Below are 21796 nucleotides of genomic sequence, written 5' to 3'. Positions count from 1 at the left end.
TTTTTGTGAAAGGAGGGAATGACGTATGTCTAGCGCGACCGCAACACCGTTTCTGAATACCAGGCCGAGCTCGCGGCTGTTGTCGATCGATGTCCTGCGTGGCCTCACGGTCGCGTTCATGATTCTCGTGAACAACAACGGCAATAATGACCTCGCCTATCGCGCGCTGAACCACTCGCTATGGAACGGCTTTACGCCGACCGATCTCGTCTTTCCCACCTTCCTCTTCATCATGGGCATTTCGATGGTGCTCTCCTTCAGCGCGCATCGTGCCAAGGCTACGAGCAACACCGTTATGCTCACGAGCATTGGACGACGGTTCGCGCTGCTCATCTTCTTCGGGCTGGTTGTAAACGGTTTCCCCTACTTCCACCTCGACACTTTGCGCATCTATGGGGTTCTGCAGCGCATTGCGGTCTGCTATCTGCTCGCCGCGCTGCTGCAACTTGTGACCGATCGCATCGCACCGCGTGTTGTTCTGTTCTTTGCAGCGGTGATCGGTTATTGGGTGCTGCTGCGCTTCGTTCCGGTGCCCGGCCACGGAATACCCGGCAGAGATTTTCCGCTGCTCGATCACGACATCAACCTGGTTGCATGGCTCGATCGCCATATCTTTCCGCATCGCCTCTTTGAGAAGACACGCGATCCCGAAGGTTTGCTCAGCGACATCCCGGCGTTCGCTTCGACGATCCTCGGCCTTCTGGCTGGAGCCTGGATCAAGCAGGCGCGTCCTGCGGGGCAGAAGCTCATGGGTCTGTTCGGAGCGGGTATCGCTCTTGCCGTTGCGGGTTTGCTCTGGTCTCAGAGTTTCCCGATCAACAAGAAGCTCTGGACCAGCTCTTACGTGCTCTATGCCGGGGGCCTCAGCATTCTGCTTCTCGCCGTCGCCTACTACGTCATCGAGATCCGCCAACTGCGCGGCCGCTGGACCTATCCGCTGCTGGTGTTCGGCACGAATGCCATTACGGTGTATGTCATCTCCGAGCTGCTGTCGTCAGCCGTCGCTGTCTTCAAGGTCAATCAGACGCAAAGCTTCCAGGTGTACGTCTACTCGCACTACTTCATTCACCTGGGTACGCCTGCGATCGGTTCACTTATCTACTCACTTCTCTTTGTCGCCGTGTGCTACGTCCCCGCATGGCTGCTCTACCGCAAACGCATCTTTATCAAGCTCTAGCAAATCGCACGGGAAGACGTAAGAAAACATGACACTGAGTCGAAGAAGCTTTCTCAAAACGAGTGGTGGCTGCATCCTGGGCGGGGCTGTCGCGCGCCAGGGGTTCGCGCTCGTTGCGAAGCCGGAACACCCAGCGCATTCGACGCGCCGGATCTATCCGCTGGTGGAGGGATGGCTCTGGAGTCGCAGCGTTCCGGCTAACGGCCATCTGCGCGGTTTCGATGACTCAGGCTTTGAGCACGTCGCTCTTCCGCACAGCAACGTCTTCGTTCCGTGGCACAACGCCGATCAGAACAGCTATCAGTTTGTTTCACTCTACCGCCGTCACTTCACTCTTCCCGCAGGGGAGCCGGACAGGCGGGTCTTCGCTGACTTCGAGGGCGTCATGGTGGCGTCGAAGGTGTACCTGAATGGCACGCTGCTGGGTGAGTACTTTGGGGGCTTCACACCCTTCTCCTTCGAACTCACGCAGCACCTCGATCAGGAGGGCGAGAATGTCCTCAGTGTCGAGGTGGACTCGCGCGAGTTGCCGGAGGTTCCTCCCTTCGGCTACGAGGTGGACTATCTCACCTTCGGCGGTATCTATCGCGGGGTCTCCCTGCGGACCACCGGCGGAACCTCGATTGAGGACCTTCGCGTTACCTGCTCTGAGGTGCTTACTCCAAAGCCGCGAGTAGAGATAGAGGTCTTTTTAGATTCTGCGAACACAACGCTAAAGACGAAACCAGATACCTTCGAAGTCGAGCTCTTCAACGACGCTGGTACGATCACGAAGCGCAGGCAGCGCTTGTCGTCCTCTGAACTCTCCGCAGGCCGTGCAACAGTTTCGATGGCTGGAGTTGAGGGGCTAAAGCTCTGGCAGCTACACGATCCAAAGCTCTATTCGGTGCGCGTTCGCCTGCTTGCCGTTGGGCAGATCGTGGACGAACAAGAGACGCGGTTCGGCTTGCGTGAGGCCCGATTTACTCCTGCAGGCTTCTCTCTCAACGGAGAGATCATCAAACTGCGTGGGCTCAATCGCCATCAGACCTTTCCTTTCGCGGGTGCGGCGATGCCCAGACGAGTGCAGCGCCGTGACGCGACCATTCTCAAAGAGCAGCTCAAGTGCAACATCGTGCGCTGCTCGCACTATCCTCCCTCACATCATTTTCTCGATGCCTGCGATGAGCTTGGCCTGCTAGTCATTGACGAGACTCCAGGATGGCAGCATGTAGGCGATAGCGAACTCTGGCGTGAGCGCTACCTCGATAACACGCGCCGCATGATTCGCCGTGACTGGAACCATCCATCGATTGTTCTCTGGAGCATTCGCATCAATGAGTCGCGCGACTTTCACGATCTGTACGTGAAGGTGAATGCGCTGGCGCGTGAGCTGGACCCCTCTCGCCAAACCACCGGTGTGCGCTACTTCCAGGAGTCGGAGCTGCTGGAAGACGTCTTCTCGATGAACGACTTTCAGTTCCCGCTCAAAGCACCCAATCATCCTCTGTATCTCAACACCGAGTTTGTCGGCGCGGAGTTTCCTGTTCGCCCGTGGGACAGCAACGCGATCAACCAGGAGCACATTCTCCGCTATGCTCGCATCTTCAACCAGCTGAACAGCCAGGCTGGATACTCCGGCGGTCTGGGCTGGTGCGGGTTCGACTACCAGACCCACGCGGACTTCGGCTCCGGCGACCATATCTGCTACCACGGCGTGATGGACATCTTCCGTGAGGCTAAGCCCGCGGCTGGATTCTTCAAGTCGCAGTGCCCGCCAACGGAGGAACCCGTCCTCGAGCCTGGCTTTCACTTCGCGATGAGCGACGAGCCATCAGGCTTCAGGAAGGGAATCATCTCCTCGAACTGCGATGAGATTCGCGCCTTCATCGGCCGCGACAAAGTCTGGCATCACATCATCGATCTGCGGCCGGAGCATGAGGAGTTTCCGCATCTCGCCTATCCGCCGTTCTATCTCACGCTTCCGGATGGCAACGACGACTGGGGTGACCTGCGCCTCGACGGCTATGTCAAAGGCACGCAGGTGATCTCCAAAAGCTTCTCGGGAAAGGGAATCGACCAGGTCTTCGAGATTCTTGCCGACGATTCGGAACTGATCGCGGACGGTGCGGATGCAACGCGTGTTGTATTGCGCGTTACGGATGAGTATGGCGCACCTCGACCGCTCTGTTTCGATCCCATTACTCTCTCGCTCGATGGACCGGCAGTGCTTCTCGGTGAGCCGATTGCCGTGCTCAGCGGAGGCAGAAGCGCGGTGTGGATCCGGTCGACCGGAGAGCCTGGCATCGCGACGCTCAAGGCAACACATCCTCACTTCGGAGTGAAGACATTGACGTTCAAGATCATCGCCGAAACAGACAACCATCCTCCTTTTAGCTGAGCTTTTCCAAATTTCTTTAACTCATTTTCTCCAAATAGATCGGCTCGTATCTGCGGGCGAAAGGAGCACTCTATGAAACAACTCTCACGCATTATCTTTCCACTAGCCCTTATCCTGCTCTGTCTGGGCATCAGGCTTGAGGCGCAGGTCACAGGCGCCCGGTTAACCGGCGTTGTCACCGACTCAAGCGGCGCAGCCATCCCCCAGGCTCAGATTACGATCACCAACACTGGGACCAATGCCGCGACGAAGACGACCTCGAACGCGCAGGGTGAGTACACCGTGCCTTCGTTGCCCGCCGGCCCCTATAAGATCTCCTCGACAGCGACCGGCTTTGCTGACACCCTGCAGACCAATATTGTTCTCACGATCGGCCAGAGTGCGACGGTCAACATCGTTCTCAAGCCTGGAGGAGCGGATGAGACCGTCACCGTAAGCTCCAATCCCACCCTGATCAATGCGACTACGGCTGAGATCAGCGCGGTCGTCAACGAGGCTTCCATCAAGGAGCTGCCGCTGAACGGCCGCGATCCTTCGAGTCTCGTCTTCCTGACGACTGGCGTGACTAATGAGCTGCAGTCGCAAGCCTCCACCTTGCCGTCAACGAACTCTTTCCCCACGCAGTCCGGCGGCTCCGCGGGCGGCGGACGGCAGGGAAGCACGTACTATCTGCTCGACGGCGTCACGAACATGGACTACTACGCGCTTCTTGCGGCGCCGTTCCCGAATGCCGATGCCACCCAGGAGTTTCGTGTCATCTCGAACAACTTCGACGCGCGCTATGGCTTCTCGCCAGGCGCGGTCGTCAGCATCCAGAGCAAAGGCGGCACCAACAGCTTTCACGGCGGCGCTTTTGAGTTTCTCCGCAATGACGTGCTCAATGCTGCGAATTACTTCAGCCACCAGGTTGATCCGTTGAAGCGCAGTCAGTTCGGCGGCTATCTCGGCGGCCCCATCATTAAGGACAAGCTCTTCTTCTTTGCCAACTATCAAGGAACGCGCACCAGCACTACCTCGACGCAGAACACCACCTACACCCCGACCGCCGCGATGCTCAACGGTGACTTCAGTGCGATTGTCCCGGATCTCAACGCGCCCTTCGCGACGATCAATGGCAAGCGCAACCAGATCGACCCCAAGTTGTTCAGTCCCGGTGCGCTCGCGATTGCAGCCTCTCTGCCGCTCGGCGGCGATCCTGCCACTGGCAAAACGAACTTCGTCGGGCCCAAGGCGCGTACCAGCTATGATGAGGGGACCGGACGCATCGACTACGCTATTAACGATCGCCAGCGTGTCTTTGTGCGCAACTTCATCTACAACTTCACCCAGCCCGGAATCGGCATCCCCGGCAACCTGCTGGCGGGTGTTCAGGGACTGCACGGCATCTACGTCAACGACGCCTTCAATCACTCCTGGACGATTAATCAAAATCTACTGAACAGCGTTACTGTCTTCTACCAGTCCTTTGACTTCGGTTCCGGAACTCCGCTCTTCAGTAAAACCGGTCAACAGGAGTGCCTCTCGAACTTCGTCGATGTCTCCGATCCCGCCGGGTCGTGCTATATCGGTGGTATCTCGGCAGTCGACGGCAATTCGATCTATGGAGGGGCTCTTGGCTTCTCCGTCTTCAGCGGCGCGGTCAACAGCACGAAGCGCCGGAACCTGGGCTTCTCAGACACTGTCACCTATACCCACGGCAAGCACACCATGTACTTCGGTGCGGATGTCTTGCATCGCTACACGCATGAGAACTCCAGCTCCGGAGCGAATCCGAATGTTGGCTTTACCAACGCCTTCACCGGCTTCACCCTCTCGGACTTTCTCCTCGGCGATGCCCAGACCTTCTCGCAGAACGCGGGAGAGAGCGGCAGCGTACGTGGTTGGATGACCGGTTATTACGCTCAGGACCAATACAAGCTTCGTCCTAACCTGACGATCAATGCCGGACTGCGCTGGGATCCTTATACCCCTCTCAGCATCGACGGCGGACGCGGCGCTGCCTACATCCCCGGGCAGCAGAGCACTCGTTATCCCAACGCTCCTGCAGGTGTAGTCTTCCCGGGTGACGCGGGTATCAACAATGCAATTATGCCTACGTCCTGGAAGTACTTCGAGCCGCGTATCGGTATCGCGTACCAGGCTTCTCCGAAGACCTCGATTCGTGCCGGCTTCGGCATGTTCACTACACCGTTGGAAGACGCAAGTTACAACCATGTCTACGACACGGCGCCCTTCAATCCATCTTTTTCGCTCAACGCCACCACCACTACTCCTATCTCCTTCGATCATCCGTGGAGTGGCTTCGCGGCTACGGGCGGCCAGAGCCCATTTCCTCCCTTCGCCTCTCCGAGTGTGAGCCCTCCTGCTAACTCTACGTTCACTCTTCCCATGCAGCTCGGAGCAGTCTTTCCGAAGAACTTCCGCCTCGGTGTAGCGCAGAGCTGGAATCTGTCTGTGGAGCAACAGTTCACCGATACGCTCGCCCTCCACATCGCCTATGTGGGGAGCGAAACCTATCACCTCTCCACGCCGGTCGAATTGAATCCTGGTGTCCCCATCGGTCCAATGTTTACGAATGGTGCGTTTACTGGCTTCCAAAGCGATTCACGTGGGCTGACGAACTTCGGTTCGATCATCCAGGTGGAGGTCGGAGGAACCTCAAGCTATAACTCGCTGCAGGTCGGCATCGAAAAGCGTCTCTCGCATAGTATCCAGGTACAGTCCAACTTCACTTGGTCGCATGCCTTTGACGTGGGTGGATCGGGAGATCCCTCCTTCGAGTCCAGCGTGAGTGATCCTCATAACGTGGGCCACGATCACGGCCCGTCGAGCCTCAACTATCCGGTGGTCTCGGTCACCAACTTTACCTACGAGGCTCCGAAGTTCCAAAGCCTGAACTCTGTCTTGCGCAACGTCATCGGCGGCTGGTCGCTGACGGGTCTGGTCACCCTGCAATCGGGTCCTCCGTTTACCGTCAACGGCGGAGGCGGCAACAATCGGTCCGGCTTCCTTGTCTATCAGGACCGCGCCGATCTTACCGGCGAACCTCTCCAGGTCCGACACGGCGGTAAGGCCAATTGGCTCAACCACTACTTCAACGCCGGGGCCTTCGCCCTCAACAAGCCCGGTACTGCCGGTAATTCACCCAAGTACCTCATCCAGGGCGCTCCTATCTACACCGCGGACCTGGGGGTTCAGAAGAACTGGCAGTTTCACGAGCGCTACGGGCTGCAGTTCCGTTTCGAGGCCTTCAACGCTCTCAACCATCCCAGCTTCGGTCAGCCGGACTCCAATCCTGATGACTCCAACTTCGGTACGATCACCTCAACCGGGGCTATCCCCGCGCGAGTTGGTCAGGCTGCTTTGAAACTCACCTTCTAACCCGCAACAGCAAAGACAAAATGGCCGGACAGAGAAACTCTGTCCGGCCATTTTATTTGTGTCGTAATTCGGCCTCTCCTCTTCAGAAGGGATGAAATGAAGATTCGATGAACAACGCGGTCAGGCCTCACTTTGCGCTGGGATAATCATGGCTGGTCTCAAGAGGCTACCGCTGGCACTCACAAAAAGATCGGAATAAAACTTCAGCCAAAGTGTTTAACACGTTAGGGCCCCGTCAATCTGACTATCTGTCGCCGCAATCTAGCTTGCCTACGCCTGTTCGATCCAGGTGCCAGGCCAAATGCTTTCAGTGAAGTGAGGGGAAATGCGTAACGTCATTCGGCATAAGAAATCTGAGTCTAAGCCAAAATTCGGCTTCAACATCTTTTCGCCACGTGAGAATAGGTTCAGGGCTCATCTCTACCCGGGACTAAGAAGCATAGCCTCTTTATTCTTGTATGCGGGCATCGTGCTTGCCCTCGTCGCCCAGGCGAAGGCCGCTCCAATACAAAGAACTCCGAGCGAAGTGCTATTGGTCTATAACTCGGCCAGCGCGACTTCTACCGCCATTGGAATGTACTACGCAGCGCAGCGCGGAGTTACCAACGTCCTTGCGGTCAGCTGCCAGGACTCGGCTTTGAATTCAATCAATGAGACGATTTCCCTCAGTAACTACAAGTCCCAGATTCAGAATCCCATCAGTACTTATCTGTCAGCTCATCCGGGGATTAACTTTATTGTTCTAACGAAGGGTATCCCGATTCGCATCGACAATGCCCCTACTGGTTCTGAACCCGCGGGCCAAACTCCTCAGGATTTTCAGCCCTCGCTCGATAGCTATCTGGCGGCGCTGGGTTACTCCACTGCGAACGGCAATGTACAGGCTTCGATCACAGGATCAGGCGCTCAAGGCGTCGCCTGGATCAATAAGTATTACAACTCGACGGTTCCCTTTACGCATGAGGCCTTTGGCGGCTATCTGGTCACACGTCTGGATGGTTATATCCAGTCAGACGCCATGGCCTTGGTGGATCGTTCGATCGCTGCCATGCAGACTCCCTTGACCGGCTCCATCTTGATCGACGCGGATGCCGGCGATGGCATTGCCGATAAGACCCAGTTCCCTCCAGCGACTCCCAGCACGGATGTCCTCATGGAGGAGTCGTTCGATCATGGCAATGCGGACCTGATGCATGCAGCCGGTGACCTTCAAGCAAGCGGGCTCACCACAAACGCAACCGTTACCAGCACCTTCGTTGGCAACCAGAGTAACTTGCTCGGCTACTATTCCTGGGGTAGCAATGATGGGAACTACAACAGCGAAGCCTACGAATCGCTGTCTTTCGCGCCGGGAGCGATCTCCAATACCTATGTCTCAACGAGTATGGTGAGCTTTATCGGGCAGTATGTGGGCTTCAACAGTATCAATCTGACCGGAATGACGTCCCTTAAAGCAAGGGTCGCCAACGCCAACACGGATGACAAGCTTCACGTATTCCAGATCCGCATCGATAATCCCAGCGGGCAGATTATAGGGAGCTGTAACGTCCCCCAGACCGGCGGTTGGCAAACCTGGAAGACCATGACCTGCGCCCTCTCGGCCAGCGTCAGTGGAGTTCATAACGTCTATCTGACGTTTATTCCCAATGGATTTGGAGGCAATCTTTACAACATCGAATGGATTCAGTTCCAGGGGGCTGCCAGCGTGATTGAGGCCGCCAGCTATAACGGTTTGTCGGGTGGCGAACAACTCGAAGTGAGCAGCGAAGGCCCGCAGGACCTGGGCTTCATCACGAATGGGGCCAATGCGGTCTATAACAGCATCAACCTGAACGGCATGACTTCTTTCACGGCGCGGGTTGCCAGTGCGGGAGCTGGAGGCTCCCTTCAGATTCATGTCGACAGCCCTACGGGAACGTTGATCGGAACCTGCACCGTTCCATCCACAGGCGGCTGGCAAACCTGGACTACACAGACGTGCAAGTTGAAAGGGGCAAGTGGAATCCATAACGTCTACCTGGTCTTCACGGGTGGCGGAGGAGATCTCTATAACCTGGAGTGGTTCAACTTTGTCGGTGGAACCAACCTGATCGAAGTCGCGAGTTACAACGTTCTGTCTGGCGATGCCAGCCTGGAAACCAGCAGCGACGGCGGACAGGACCTGGGGAACATCTTCGACGGACAATCTCACATGCCGGATCTGATCGCCAATGGATTGACCGGAGCAGAGGGCTACACGAATGAACCCTGCCTGGATGGCATCGAGGGAATCACGTTCCAGATCGATCACTATCAGTCGGGCTACACTCTGGCGGAGAGCTTTTACGCCGGCACTCCCTATCTTGGTTGGGAGGGCATCGTGGTCGGTGACCCGCTGACTGCTCCCTACCTCGGTGTCACTCCAACCGTTACACCGACTCAAGCCTCAAGCTTCACCGGTTCGGCCGGGGGTGTGAGCACCGAGAGCAGCAGTGAAGGCAATCTTGATGTCGGAAATATTCTCAACGGCTCTTATACGTTCTACAGCAATGTCAACCTTTCCAATCTGACGACCTTTAGAGCCCGGGTAGCCAGCGCAGGGCTGGGAGGCAACATTCAAGTTCGCCTCGACAACCCCACTGGAACGTTGGCAGGAACCTGCACCGTTCCGGTTACAGGCGACTGGCAGAGCTGGACGACCGTATCGTGCCCTATAAGCAACACCACTGGAACTCACACGGTCTATCTCGTTTATACCGGCGGGGACGGTGCGCTGTTCAATGTGGAGTGGTTTGCTTTTACCCCCACGATCCAGGCTTCCAGCTATAGCAAGATCTCTGGAGGGGAGCAGCTGGAAAGTAGCAGCGAGGGCGGAGAGGATATGGGCTTCATCTTAGCCGGCAGCTACGCGGCCTATAACAACGTTACTCTGACCGGCGCGACTCACTTTACGGCAAGGGTAGCCAGCGCAGGCTCTGGAGGCAACATCGAGGTTCACCTCGATAGCCCCTCGGGCACGTTGGCAGCAACTTGCGCGGTTCCTGTCAATGGCGACTGGCAGACATGGTCGCCGGTTACGTGCAACCTGACTCCCACAAGTGGAACTCATACTCTCTATCTTGTCTTTACAGGGGATGGTGGCAACTACTTATTCAACCTCGAATCCTTCGGTGTTAATTAGGGGTTTGATCTGTTGGTTCCAGGTTATGTCTAACAAACCGGAGATGCTGGCTTTAGCTGGTGTCTCCGGTTTTCTAGGTAGGCCCGGACGTTAGAGCTTGCTGGAAACCGTAGCGCGATAGCGCGTTACCTCAGTGGCTGAAGCCGTGCCCGTAACAAAACAGGACTTTGTCAGCTTCTAGAGTTCGGACTTATCCAAAAGGAATATTCCATGAATATTAAAAAGTACTCCGCAGGCGCCATCCTTTTCTTGTCTCTGGGAATGATCTCCGCTGCCCATGCCCAAAGCTCCGTGCCGTGGACTGGAACCTGGGCCGTGGCTCCTCAACAATCAACGATCGATGCAAGCTTCAATGGGCTTGCTCAGCAGACGTTGCGGCAGATTCTTCACACAAGCATCGGTGGATCGGCCGCTCGTGTTCAAATCTCCAACACCTTCGGTCAGCAGCCCCTTACCGTGCGAGATGTCCACCTTGCGCAGGCCGTCGTCGACTCTAACGGCGGTCCTACTTCGTCGACGATTCCTGGTACCGACCATGTCGTAACCTTTGGTGGCTTCACCTCCGTCACAGTCCCGGCAGGGCAGACGCTAGCCAGCGATTCGATCGCATTCGTGACTACCCCGCAGGAAGACCTCATGGTCAGCATGTACTTTCCCACGGCCGTAGACAGTGCAAACGTGACGTTTCATCAGAACGGAAACCAGAACGGGATGTTTCTGGCGGCTGGAGACGTGAGTGGCAGTTCGACTATCAACACCACCAGTGCCTTTAGCAGCTACTTTTATCTAACGAATGTCGATGTTCAAAATGCTGCATCGCCCGGTGCTGTCGTTGCTATTGGAGCGTCGATTACGGATGGTCTCAACTCCACCTTCAACACCAATCACCGCTGGACCAATGACCTCTCGGCACGTTTGAACACTGCGGGCCTTCCCATAGGCGTGATCAACGAGGGGATCAGCGGCAACGACCTTCTGCGCGATGGTGCGGGGCAGGCCATGATCACCAGATTCTCCCGGGATGTGCTCTCGCAGCCCAATGTGAAGTGGGTCATCGTCTCCGACGACATCATCAACGATCTCAGCAATCTGCCCTCCGATCAGGAACCCAGTTTCAACTCCCTGGTAGCCGGTGTTCAGCAGATCATGAGCCAGGGGCATGCCGCCGGCATCAAGTTCTACTGCTCGACACTTACGCCGAATGGGGGACGACCGGCAGCGCAATGGTCCACCGGCGCTGAGGCGATTCGCGAGCAGATCAACGCTTTCTTCCTCAGCCCGACCAGCGGCTGCGACGGCATCGTCGATCAGGATACGGCAACCCACGATCCCAACATGCCTCTGCAATATCGCGCGTCCTTCGACAGCGGCGACCACCTCCACCCGAACGATGCGGGACATCAGGCCATTGCAAACGCAGTGAATCTCGGCCTCTTCGTTCCTACAGGGATTCCACCCATCAAAGCTCCTACGACGTCCTGCACGGCGCTACTGACGGGCGAAGGCCTGATCCCCGATCACCCGCTCGTCTCCTGCGATGGACGCTTCATGCTCTACCTGCAGGACGACGGCAATCTGGTTCTCTACTTCGGCAATACCCCGCTCTGGTCTTCAGGAACCGTAGGGCATATTCCGTCTGAAGCGACCCTGCTGGCCGATGGCAACTTCGTCCTCTACGACAACAATGGCAAGGTCCTCTTTCAGTCGAACACTGCAGGGCTGTTAGGCCAGGTTCTCGACATGCAAAATGACGGCAACCTTGTCCTTTACAACGGAACCACCGCTACTGCATCTCCTGTCTTCGACACAAACACCTGCTGCCGCTAAGACTCGCCAATAGAGAGGCCGCTCGCTGTTCAACAGTGAGCGGCCTCTCTTGCGTTCTACGACGTAATCATCGGGTTAGTTAGAAAGGGATATCTTCATCGGTGATGCCCTGATCTGCATAATCGTTCGCTGGCGCGCTGGGGGCAGCCGCACGCGAACCCGCATAGCTGCTGGAAGAGCTCGACGAAGACCGCTCGTAGCTGCCACCGCCACTGCCGCCTTCCGCGCCGCGTCCGCCGAGCAGGGAAAGCTCATTGACGAGGATCTCGGTTCTGTACTTCTTCTGACCGGATTCCTTGTCGTCCCATGAGCGAGTCTGGATCTTGCCCTCGACGAAGATCTGGGTGCCCTTTTTGACGTAGTCGCGGACGACCTCCGCGGTGCGCTGGAAGCAGACGAGGTTATGCCACTCCGTCTTGTCGGCCCAGTTGCCCTGTTGATCCTTGGCGCGCTCGGCGGTCGCAAGCGAGAAGCTTGCAACGGTCATGCCGCCTGCGGTAGTGCGAATCTCGGGGTCTTTGCCCACATTTCCAAGAAGAAAAACTTTGTTAACGCCTTTAGCCATGATTTGCTCCGTTCGGAATCGAGGATAGCAGAGACGGTGCAGAGGATTTACAGGGAAATCCCGATCCTATTGCCCCTTTCTCTGGTTGAGAGGGTGCTTCTGTGGATCAACGGCGGCGAAGATCGCCGATCAGCTTTGCGAACCCGAGCAGCAGGGTGAGCACGCCGGTAGGCAGGCAGCCCATGGCGAGCATCAGCGCGAGCCAGCCGCTGGTAGTATGCGGGCCCTGCTGGGTGACGCCGCCGAAGACCGTCAGCATAAGTACAGCCGCGAGGGCGCCTGTAAGGAAGATAGCAGCGCCGGTACGGAGAAGTTTGCGGGTGTCTGGGTGCATAGGGGGGAGGGTACAGGGCTTAGTGTCTAGGGCTCGGTGGGTTCTGCATTCTGGGCCCTGAACCCTGGGCCCTGTGAGCTGTTTAGCGATAAGCGGCAAGCATCGCGTACACCACGACGCCGGTGACCGACACGTAAAGCCAGATGGGGTACGTCCAGCGGGCGAGCCTGCGATGCGCGGGGAACCGGCCCGTAAGCGAAAGAAAGAACGTGATCAGGATCATCGGCAACGCCACGACGCTGAGGAAGATGTGCGAGATGAGCAGCGCGAAGTAGGTGACGCGCAACGCATGTCCCTGGGCGAGGAAGCGCATATCGCCGTGCAGAGCGTGATTGACGATGTAGCTGACCAGGAACAGGCTCGAGACCAGGAAGGCCCCGAACATGCTGTTGCGGTGCGCGGTGATCTTGCGCTGCATGATGAAGCGGTAGCCCACAAGTAGAAATACCGTGCAGAGCGAATTGAGCGCTGCGTTCAGCGCGGGCAGGAACCTGAGGTGCGTTCCGGCGACATCCACGGGCTGGTGGTAATAGACCAGCCAGGCAAGAAAGAGCGAGGCCACAGCACTGATGCCGATGATGGCGGCAATGATGGAGGGCGGCGTGCGGTAGTTCGGGTTGTCGGTCGTGGCTGGCATTCTATTTCTTTCGTTCGCAGGCAGAGGTTAGAACAGGAGACGTCCCTGGGCGTTGAGCATCATCGCGAGTAGCAGCAGCGGCAGGTAGATCACCGACACCTTGAGCAGTTGGCGAGCGAGAGCGCGGTTCTCGGGATCACTGGGGTTGCGCGTGATGCGTACGAATCGAAGGGTCGCGTAGAGATACCAGAGGCCGAGAACGCCGGCGACGATCGCATAGGGCAGGCCGGTAACGTGCAACCAGGTCGTCCAGAGGCTCACCGGAATCATGAGCACGGCGTAGAAGAGCGACTGGATGGCGGAGGAGCGGGCGGCGTCGCGCAGGGGCTCCTGGGTGGCGGTGACGCGGATGCCGGCCTGCGCGTAGTCAGCGCGGTACATCCAGCCGATGGCCATGAAGTGCGGAAACTGCCAGACGAAGAGGATGGCGAAGAGCGCGACGGCGGGCCACTCGATGAGTCCGCGTGCGGCGGTCCAGCCGATGAGCGGGGGCAGCGCTCCGGGGAAGGCTCCGATAAAAGTGTTGAGCGTGGTGATGCGCTTGAGCGGGGTGTAGATCGCCACGTAGCCGACGGCGGTGAGCAGCGTCAGCGTCCCGGTGAGCGGGTTGGTCGCGTAGGCCAGGTAGAGCGAGCCGCCGAAGACGCAGAGGAAGCCGATGATCAGCCCGTGTGCGAGCGAGATGCGGTTCTGCGCCATGGGCCGTGAGGCCGTGCGGGGCATGAGGCGGTCGGTCGTGCGCTCCAGGGCCTGGTTCAGCGCGCTGGAGCCGGCTGTGACGACCGCAATGCCGAGGAGCGCTTCCAGAAGGCCCATATGAAACGGGCTGATGCCCGAGCGCAAGGACCCGAGGTAGAAACCGGCGGCCGCGGTGATGATGACCATCGTGGAGACGCGCAGCTTAAAGAGGGTCGCGTAGTCGGCGAGCAGCGAGGAGCTGCGCGCGTGCGAGTGGAGAGCCGTGGATGTGGCAGTAGTGGACACGTGGAGCTTTAAGGATAGCCCATCACCCGTTGGCGGGCGGGCGATACTCATCCTTTAGCCAAAATGGGTTCTTAGCGGGCGGAATCGACGCGCTTGAACCCCGTGAGAGACACTTTGCAGGTTGATGTCGAGGACGCGTGCCAGGTGGAACCATCCGCATAGTCGATCTGGCTGATCTCCGCCCACTGGGCGACACCCATGGTCTGGGGATAGACGTCCGAGTGAAAGGACGTTGCCGCTATCTTTGCCTGGGTCGTCAGATCGAAATCTTCCGCTACGAAGCCGTCCGTGCCGGAGTTGACGAGCATCACATGCGGACCCTTGGGCGAGCCGTAGACCGTGACGTGGACTTTCAGGAGTTTCGCCGTAGCTTTTGAGCCGTCGAACGAGAGCTCAAGGTGGGGTCTCTTGTCTTGTGTGGGAATGTGGAGGGCTGGGTCTGTCGTGCCGTTGAGCGGATATTGACCGGTAGTGCCCTTGGCCAGGAGTTCGGTCGTCGAGGGCGAGGTCAGGTCTCCGAAAAAGCCGATCGGACAATCTCCGGAGGGCTTAATCACGAGGGTCGTGGCCTTACCCTGCATGACGACGGTTGCGGTTTTCGTGTCCTGCGCGGAGAGCGAGGAGGCTGCGAGAAATAGAACCGAAACGATGAGCGAACCGCGCATACGAGACCTCGATAGGTACTGCGTGCCTGCACAGGTAATCTACACCGGTATCTCTATGTCTCTCAATCATCAAATATTCGGCAACGGCCATTCAATGTCTCAGGCCGAGGAAATCGTGAGTTTCGCGATCGTAGCCAACTGCATAAAGCTTGTGCCCTCATAGATTTTGCCGATCTTGGCATCGCGGTAGAGCTTTTCGACCGGGTACTCCTTCACGAAGCCGGCTCCGCCGAAGACCTCGACGGCAAGCGATGCCGTACGTTCGGCAACCTCGGAGGCGAAGAGCTTCGCCATGGCGGCCTCTTTCAGGTACTCCACGCCGGAGTCTTTCAGCCGGGCGGCGTTGTAGACCATGAGCCGAGCGGCTTCCACGTCCATTGCCATGCGCGCGAGTTGGAACTGCATGGCCTGGAACTCGGCCAGCGGCTTGCCGAACTGCTTGCGTTCGCGGGCGTAGCGGGCGGCGTGACGCCAGGCTCCCGAGGCCAGACCGACAAGCTGCGCCCCGATTCCGATGCGGCCTTCGTTCAGCGTCTCGATGGCGATCTTGTAGCCTTTGCCGGGTTCTCCGAGGACGTTGGCGGCGGGCACGCGGCAGTTGCTGAAGAGCAGCTCGCAGGTGCTGCTGGCGCGGATGCCGAGCTTGTCTTCTTTGCGCCCGAGGGTAAAGCCGGGCGTGCCCTTCTCGACGAGGAAGCAGGTGATGCCCTTGTAGCCCGCCGTGGCGTCGAGCGTGGCGAAGACCAGGAATAGCCCGGCTTCGACGGCGTTGGTGATCCACAGCTTTGAGCCGTTGAGGAGGTAGTCGCCGTCTTCTTGTCTCGCCGCGCGGCATTGCAGCGCGAAGGCGTCCGAGCCGCTGACGGCCTCAGAGAGCGCGTACGCCCCGGTAAGGCTCTCGGCGAGTTTGGGCAGCCAGGATTTCTTCTGAGCTTCATTGGCCCAGCGCATCAGGGCGCTGATGACGAGGGTGTTCTGCACGTCGACCAGCACGCCGACCGCGGGATCGACGGCGGAGATCTCTTCCACCGCGAGTACGGCTTCGAAGAGCGTTCCTGCAGCGCCGCCGTATTGTTCCGGGACTTGAATGCCCATGAGGCCGAGCTCGAAGAGCTTGCGCAGCAGCTTCGGCTCAAACTTCTGCTCTTCGTCCATGGAGCGGACGAGCGGGGCGATCTCGGCACGCGCGAAGTTGCGGACCGTGTCGCGGAAGAGGGTTTCGTCGGGGGAGAGCTGGGTGAGTGCGTTCATGGATTTTAGGTGGAACTGGTGAGTGTAGCAGGAGCAGATACAGGGAACAGCAAACAGTTAACAGGAAACAGGTTAGGCGCGTGAATCATGTTTGGTTCGCGTGTCCGGATTGCAGCGGCGGCGGTAGCAGGACTATACTGCAGGCAATCGGCACAGCTGGCGCTTCTTCTCGCCGTGCCGCGGGTGAGGTTCGTCTTCAGCAGCGAAAGCGTGAAGGATGTCCAACTCGAAAGTGGAGGGCCGCCTGGCCAGTATGCGGGCGCGGCTGGATGGCGTGCGGTGACGCGCGTTCTCCGAAGTAGCCGAACCGCGATGGGTGGGGCTGTCGCGGACCTCGTGAATGTGATCTTCCCGTCGGATTGCCGCGTTTGTGGCGCCCCGATGGTTGCGCTCTCCAAGGCGCAGGTTTGTGAAGCATGCGTTGCGTGTGTGGGAGCGCAGACCGACGTGCTGTGCAGTCGCTGCGGCGACGCCCTGGGTATGGAATCGGCACGGTTTGCTGCCGGAATGGGTATGACGGAATGCACGATGTGCAGGCTGGCCCCGCCGGAGTTTGCGAAGGCTGTAGCCTTTGCCGTCTATGACGATGAGGTGCGCGAGATGCTGCACCTGCTCAAGTTCAACGGAATGCGCCGCGTCGCCGATCATATTCTGGGCGACAGCATGGCTGCGGCGATTCTGAAGCTCGAAGGCGAAGCCGCCAATGATCTGGTGGTTGTGCCGGTGCCGCTGTTTGCGAGCCGGCAGCGCAGCCGTGGTTTCAACCAGGCCGAGGTGCTGGCTGAAGCGGGTCTTGCCAGACTGCGTCGGTTGCGTCCGGAGTGGAAGTTGCGGATGTCACCCGGTGTTCTGCAGCGTGTTCGCGATACGCGGCCTCTGTTCGTGCTCGATCCCGGTGCGCGAAGAAAGAGTCTGCGCGGAGCGTTTCGTGTGGAGCGTGCGGATGAGATTCGAGGGCGTGAGGTCTTGCTTGTCGATGACATTCTGACCACCGGAGCGACGGCACGCGAATGCGCGCGAGTGTTGATGCGAGCGGGGGCTTCGAAGGTCTGGGTTGCGACGGTAGCGAGAGCGCAGGCAGAGAGTGTTCGCGGAAGTGTGAATGGCTTTGTAAGCAATCCGGCGGGCAGTGTTGCCCGCTGGGATATGAAGGCAGCAGTGAACTAGCAGTTGGCGGTTGTGGCATTGGGCGACACATAAACCTGGAGGGCAGGAATGCAGGCTGGGGATATACGGAAAATGCGGACGAAGCGAACAGGTAGCAGACACCACACGACTCACCCGGTGCCGGGCACGGCCCGCGCCGAGGCGATCGACATACGCATGGGCGTATTCAGGCAGCCGGCGATGCAGACGCCGGTGCTCGTGCTGAATGCGAGCTATGAACCGATCAACATCTGCGGCGCACGCCGGGCATTGGTGCTGGTGCTCAAGGGGGTGGCGCGCACCGAGGAAGAGCAGGGCAGCGTGCTGCACTCGCACCGAGTGAACATGCAGATGCCCAGCGTCATCCGTCTGCTGGAGTACCGCCGCATTCCTCACCAGACACGCGCGTTGAGCCGCAAGAACATCCTGCTGCGCGACCGCAACACCTGCCAGTACTGCCAGGAGGTGTTGACGGCAGCGGAACTCACGCTGGACCACGTGATTCCGCGTTGCCGCGGAGGCCTGTCGACGTGGGAGAACCTCGTCGCGTGCTGCCGTGACTGCAATCGCCGCAAAGGCAGCCAGATGCTGCACGAACTGACCGACATGCGCCTGCTGCGCGAGCCGCGTCCGTTCTCGCTGCATACCAGCCGGCACATCATGCGGATGATCGGCAGCGCGGATGCGAACTGGCGAAAGTATCTGTACTTCGAGTCGGACCAGGCGGCGTAACGCTGTTGCCGTTGCGCCTTACTGCTTCGGCGTGTCCTTCGGCTTCGAATCTGTCTCGTTGGGGAGATCTTCGCCGTTGTACTTGATCGTCACGTTGACGTGGAAGCGCTTGTAGTCGGTGTAGTGAATGATCGTGCGCACGTGGACGTCCTGTGACAGCGCGCCTTGCTGCGCGGCGAAGTGCAGGTTGCCCTCGGCCTTGGTGTAGGTCGGGAACCAGTATTTATCGTCGATCTGCTGGTAGTAGGTAGTGAAGGGGGGCGAGAGGTCTTCGTGGCCCTTGCGCATGTCCTGCGGCACGTTCATGCCGTTTACCATGACGATCTCAAGATCCTGCTGATCGACCCAGACCTTGCCCTGAAAGTAGCGGTGGCCCTTCTCCAGGACCTTCGGTTTGACGTCGAGAACATAGGTGTCGAGCTCATCTACCTTTTGTCTACCGAGGTAGTTGATGTCGTACTGGGGTAGCTCCGGCGCGGTTAGAACAAAGGGCAGGCGCTTCTCGATGTCGCGAAAATCGTTCTCGGTCATGATGACGCGCTCGATGCTGTTCTGCGGCGCGAAGACGACGTGTTCCTGGCGCTTGCCGTCCTTGTCGAAGGTGATGTCGGTGACCTGGTGGTACTCGCCGTCGGGGCGGTTGGTGTCGTCGGAGAGGGTGTTGAATTTGACGTCCTGGCGAAAGGTGTACTGGTCGCGCGCCGCGGCAAACTCACTTTCGCGCGCGCCCATCTTCTCGATGATCTGCGCCACGGTGATGCCGGTGGGCTGTGCCGGATCAAGCGGGCCAAAGCCCGATTGGGCGAAGGCCGGGGCAGTGGTGACGGCGAGTGCGGCGACGAGGAGGATGGGCTTGGAGAGGCGCATAGTTCTCTTCAACAGGATAGACGAGGTGGGCAGGTAGGAAGTTTTGCTTTTCTTGTTGTCATTCCGTGCGCAGCGAGCGAATCTGCTGTCTCCCGCTTTTTGCTCGTGACTCCACAAACGTTACGCGGTACTGTTCACGTTTTCAGTGCGGGGACATAGGCTTCTGGGCAAGGCCAACGAAGAACGGGAGGAAGCAGATTCGCTCGCTGCGCTCGGAATGACAAGCCAGAAAAGCAAGAGCAAAGGCGTTTCAGACGGCATCGTTTGTTGAATAGAAAACACACTCAGCCTTTCGGAGTTAGACTGGCGCGATGAGACTTCGTACGATTTTGGCCTTAGGCCTCCTCGCGGGGATGACTGGCGCTGCGAGCGCGCAAACTTCAAACGCAGCGGCCAAACGGCCGATGACCTTTGCCGATCTGCAGGCGATGAAACGCGTGAGCGATCCGCAGGTTTCGCCGAGTGGGAAGTGGGTGCTGTTCTCGGTGACAGATGTGTCGCTTGAAAAGAACACCAGGACCAACCATCTATGGGTAGTGCCGATTGCCGGTGGCAAAGAGGTGCAGCTCACCAGCGGGGATGGCGAGACGAACGGCCGCTTCTCACCCGACGGCAAGAGCGTGATGTATTCGAGCACACAGGGTGGCAGCGGACAGATCTGGATCGCGCACTGGGACGATGCGGCAGGTACGCTGGCCGCCGGACGGCAGGTGACGAACCTCGAGACCGAGGCCGATGGAGCCATCTGGGCTCCCGATAGCGAGCACTTCCTGTTTGCATCGAACGTGTATCCGGAGTGCGAGAGCCAGGCTGCAGGATCGCAGCGGTTTACCGAAGAGGCTCAGTGCAATGAGGAGAAGGATGCTGCGGCAGCGAAAAATCCGGTGAAGGCGCTGATCTTCGACCACCTGCTCTATCGCCACTGGAACTCGTACCAGGGCGCGAAGCACTCGCACATCTTCTATGCGAGCACGGCGGGCGGCGCTCCGGAAGACCTGACACCCGCGAGTGTGGTCGGCGACCACGAGGCTCCGACGTTCTCTCTCGGCGGCCCGCTGGGCTATGCGATCTCTCCCGACGGCAAGGAGGTTGCGTATGTCGTGAACCTCGAGAAGGTGCCGGCGGCTTCGACCAACAACGATGTCTATGTGCTGAAGGTCGGGGCGGCTCCGGCGACGGCGAAGAAGGTGAGCACCAGCCCCGGCAGCGATGATGGACCGTTGTATTCACCTGATGGCAAGTACCTCGCGTGGCGATCGCAGGCGCGCAATGGGTTTGAGAGCGATAAGTTTCGGCTGATGGTGATGGATCGCTCCAGTGGTGCGATCAAGGACTTGATGCCGAAGTTCGATAACTGGGTCGATGAATTTGTTTGGACCCCTGATTCGAAGACCGTCTACTTTGCCAGCGGAGCAGCGGGTGAAGAGCCTATCTATAAGACGGAGGTTGAAGGAGCATCGTCCGGTAACACTGCTGAAGTCATCAAATCTGCTGAGTATGGCAGCTTGCAGATCTCTCCGAATGGTAAGGATTTGGTCTTGTCTGTGATGAAGATCAATGTCCCGTCGGCTTTGGTTTCGATTAAGACACAAGATCCGAAGCTGGCAACTCTTCTCTGCGATGCGAATCGTGCGCTACTTGACCAGCTTCAACTGGCGCCTCTGGAGCCGTTCTGGTTCACCGGTGCGGCGGATACCAAGGTCGAAGGCTTCATTCTTCGCCCGCCGAACTTCGATTCCGCGAAGAAGTATCCGCTGAAGTTCCTGATGCATGGTGGGCCGCAAACCGCATGGGGCGATGCCTGGAGCTATCGCTGGAATCCTGAGCTCTTCGCCGCGAACGGTTATGTCGTCGTGATGATCAACCGTCGTGGCTCGACGGGCTATGGACAGAAGTTCGTCGATGAGGTCTCGGGCGATTGGGGCGGCAAGGCGTTCGTCGACCTGATGAAGGGGCTGGACTACGCGGAGCAGAAGTATCCGTTCATCGACAAAGGCCGTGAGTGTGCGCTAGGTGCGAGCTATGGCGGCTTCATGGCGAACTGGGTGCTCACCCATACCGACCGCTTCAAGTGCATCGTGACGCACGATGGCATGTACAACCCGCAGAGTGCCTACGGCACAACCGAAGAGATGTGGTTCAACGAGTGGGAGTTCCGTCCAACGGCTCCGGATGGCATGGTCGAGCAGACCAAGCCCGCGCAGCCGTGGGACTACTTCGATAAGACCAACGATCAGGACCCGTTCCGCAAGTGGTCGCCGATGCTGCACATCAAGGCCGCACACACGCCGACGCTCGTCATCCACAACCAGCGCGACTACCGGCTCGATGTGAGCGAGGGCTTCCAGATGTTTACGGCGTTGCAGCGGCTGGGTGTGCCGTCGCGGATGCTGTACTTCCCGGATGAAGGCCACTGGGTGTTGAAGCCACAGAATTCCGAGCTTTGGAATGAGACGGTGAACGATTGGTGTGACCGTTGGTTGGGGATGAATAAGTACGCTGCCGCAGGGCCGGAGAAGAACCCAGCGGTGGTGACGGGCAAGCGCTGAGGTTATGTAGTTGCTCTTGTTTTTCTTGTTGTCATTCCGAGCGTAGCGAGCGAATCTGCTTCCTCCCGTTCTTCGTTCGCACCGCCATGAATACTATGCGGTACAAATCGCGTTTTGCAGTACAGGCGTACAGATTGGCAG

The 21796-nt window shown here is 58.4% G+C and carries 15 protein-coding genes; 8 read left to right on the top strand and 7 right to left on the bottom strand.

The window, feature by feature from the left end; translation table 11 throughout:
- The first annotated feature begins 25 nt into the window (after positions 1-25).
- From ACIX8_RS18830 to ACIX8_RS18810, 5 genes are all read left to right on the top strand, one after another.
- Complete coding sequence (locus tag ACIX8_RS18830) at positions 26-1177, top strand: acyltransferase family protein (RefSeq protein ID WP_014266970.1); 1152 nt, start codon at positions 26-28, stop codon at positions 1175-1177.
- Positions 1178-1205: 28 nt separating this feature from the next.
- A complete protein-coding gene (locus ACIX8_RS18825; RefSeq protein WP_014266969.1) occupies positions 1206-3557 on the top strand; it encodes a glycoside hydrolase family 2 protein in 2352 nt (783 codons plus the stop codon).
- A 72-nt stretch (positions 3558-3629) separates the two neighbouring features.
- Positions 3630-6938, top strand: coding sequence for a carboxypeptidase-like regulatory domain-containing protein (locus tag ACIX8_RS18820; protein WP_014266968.1), 3309 nt, complete (start codon positions 3630-3632; stop codon positions 6936-6938).
- Between the two features lie 469 nt (positions 6939-7407).
- Positions 7408-10098, top strand: coding sequence for a TIGR03790 family protein (locus tag ACIX8_RS18815; RefSeq protein ID WP_190273701.1), 2691 nt, complete (start codon positions 7408-7410; stop codon positions 10096-10098).
- Positions 10099-10308: 210 nt separating this feature from the next.
- On the top strand, positions 10309-11925 hold the full coding sequence (locus ACIX8_RS18810; protein ID WP_014266966.1) for a GDSL-type esterase/lipase family protein: 1617 nt from the start codon (positions 10309-10311) through the stop codon (positions 11923-11925).
- A 79-nt stretch (positions 11926-12004) separates the two neighbouring features.
- Here the strand turns inward: ACIX8_RS18810 and ACIX8_RS18805 are convergent, their stop codons facing one another.
- From ACIX8_RS18805 to ACIX8_RS18780, 6 genes are all read right to left on the bottom strand, one after another.
- Positions 12005-12490, bottom strand: a complete 486-nt coding sequence (locus ACIX8_RS18805; RefSeq protein WP_014266965.1) for a single-stranded DNA-binding protein — start codon at positions 12488-12490, stop codon at positions 12005-12007.
- Between the two features lie 106 nt (positions 12491-12596).
- Complete coding sequence (locus ACIX8_RS18800; protein ID WP_014266964.1) at positions 12597-12824, bottom strand: hypothetical protein; 228 nt, start codon at positions 12822-12824, stop codon at positions 12597-12599.
- Between the two features lie 82 nt (positions 12825-12906).
- Complete coding sequence (locus ACIX8_RS18795) at positions 12907-13461, bottom strand: DUF420 domain-containing protein (RefSeq protein ID WP_014266963.1); 555 nt, start codon at positions 13459-13461, stop codon at positions 12907-12909.
- 27 nt (positions 13462-13488) lie between these two features.
- Positions 13489-14445: a heme o synthase gene (gene cyoE / locus ACIX8_RS18790; protein WP_044177068.1), complete on the bottom strand. Its 957-nt coding sequence runs from the start codon at positions 14443-14445 to the stop codon at positions 13489-13491.
- A gap of 71 nt (positions 14446-14516) precedes the next feature.
- Positions 14517-15110, bottom strand: coding sequence for a hypothetical protein (locus tag ACIX8_RS18785; RefSeq protein ID WP_014266961.1), 594 nt, complete (start codon positions 15108-15110; stop codon positions 14517-14519).
- A gap of 99 nt (positions 15111-15209) precedes the next feature.
- The gene (locus ACIX8_RS18780; protein WP_014266960.1) at positions 15210-16361 is read right to left on the bottom strand and encodes an acyl-CoA dehydrogenase family protein; all 1152 of its coding nucleotides are present in this window, start codon (positions 16359-16361) and stop codon (positions 15210-15212) included.
- Between the two features lie 87 nt (positions 16362-16448).
- Here ACIX8_RS18780 and ACIX8_RS18775 point away from each other — a divergent pair, with 87 nt between their 5' ends.
- A complete protein-coding gene (locus tag ACIX8_RS18775; protein WP_014266959.1) occupies positions 16449-17528 on the top strand; it encodes a ComF family protein in 1080 nt (359 codons plus the stop codon).
- Positions 17529-17576: 48 nt separating this feature from the next.
- Positions 17577-18239 (top strand): HNH endonuclease, encoded by a 663-nt coding sequence (locus ACIX8_RS18770; protein WP_014266958.1) that lies wholly within the window; start codon positions 17577-17579, stop codon positions 18237-18239.
- A gap of 18 nt (positions 18240-18257) precedes the next feature.
- Here the strand turns inward: ACIX8_RS18770 and ACIX8_RS18765 are convergent, their stop codons facing one another.
- Positions 18258-19106, bottom strand: a complete 849-nt coding sequence (locus tag ACIX8_RS18765; protein ID WP_014266957.1) for a hypothetical protein — start codon at positions 19104-19106, stop codon at positions 18258-18260.
- 311 nt (positions 19107-19417) lie between these two features.
- On the opposite strand from ACIX8_RS18765, the gene ACIX8_RS18760 reads away from it, so the two are divergent.
- Positions 19418-21655 carry a dipeptidyl-peptidase 5 gene (locus ACIX8_RS18760; RefSeq protein WP_014266956.1) on the top strand — a complete coding sequence of 746 codons (2238 nt, stop codon included), beginning with the start codon at positions 19418-19420 and terminating at the stop codon, positions 21653-21655.
- Positions 21656-21796: the final 141 nt, after the last annotated feature.

This window comes from Granulicella mallensis MP5ACTX8 (assembly GCF_000178955.2).
Classification (GTDB): domain Bacteria; phylum Acidobacteriota; class Terriglobia; order Terriglobales; family Acidobacteriaceae; genus Granulicella; species Granulicella mallensis.
The sequence above is the reverse complement of the archived record's forward strand: the minus strand, read 5'-3'. Positions and strand labels throughout refer to the sequence as shown.

What these genes read in the sequence shown, in the direction of transcription:
- ACIX8_RS18830 (WP_014266970.1), top strand. Translation starts at nt 26, where the DNA reads ATGTCTAGCGCGACCGCAACACCGTTTCTGAATACCAGGCCGAGCTCG.
- ACIX8_RS18825 (WP_014266969.1), top strand. Translation starts at nt 1,206, where the DNA reads ATGACACTGAGTCGAAGAAGCTTTCTCAAAACGAGTGGTGGCTGCATC.
- ACIX8_RS18820 (WP_014266968.1), top strand. Translation starts at nt 3,630, where the DNA reads ATGAAACAACTCTCACGCATTATCTTTCCACTAGCCCTTATCCTGCTC.
- ACIX8_RS18810 (WP_014266966.1), top strand. Translation starts at nt 10,309, where the DNA reads ATGAATATTAAAAAGTACTCCGCAGGCGCCATCCTTTTCTTGTCTCTG.
- ACIX8_RS18805 (WP_014266965.1), bottom strand. Translation starts at nt 12,490, where the DNA reads ATGGCTAAAGGCGTTAACAAAGTTTTTCTTCTTGGAAATGTGGGCAAA.
- ACIX8_RS18800 (WP_014266964.1), bottom strand. Translation starts at nt 12,824, where the DNA reads ATGCACCCAGACACCCGCAAACTTCTCCGTACCGGCGCTGCTATCTTC.
- ACIX8_RS18795 (WP_014266963.1), bottom strand. Translation starts at nt 13,461, where the DNA reads ATGCCAGCCACGACCGACAACCCGAACTACCGCACGCCGCCCTCCATC.
- ACIX8_RS18785 (WP_014266961.1), bottom strand. Translation starts at nt 15,110, where the DNA reads ATGCGCGGTTCGCTCATCGTTTCGGTTCTATTTCTCGCAGCCTCCTCG.
- ACIX8_RS18780 (WP_014266960.1), bottom strand. Translation starts at nt 16,361, where the DNA reads ATGAACGCACTCACCCAGCTCTCCCCCGACGAAACCCTCTTCCGCGAC.
- ACIX8_RS18775 (WP_014266959.1), top strand. Translation starts at nt 16,449, where the DNA reads ATGTTTGGTTCGCGTGTCCGGATTGCAGCGGCGGCGGTAGCAGGACTA.
- ACIX8_RS18770 (WP_014266958.1), top strand. Translation starts at nt 17,577, where the DNA reads ATGCAGGCTGGGGATATACGGAAAATGCGGACGAAGCGAACAGGTAGC.
- ACIX8_RS18765 (WP_014266957.1), bottom strand. Translation starts at nt 19,106, where the DNA reads ATGCGCCTCTCCAAGCCCATCCTCCTCGTCGCCGCACTCGCCGTCACC.
- ACIX8_RS18760 (WP_014266956.1), top strand. Translation starts at nt 19,418, where the DNA reads ATGAGACTTCGTACGATTTTGGCCTTAGGCCTCCTCGCGGGGATGACT.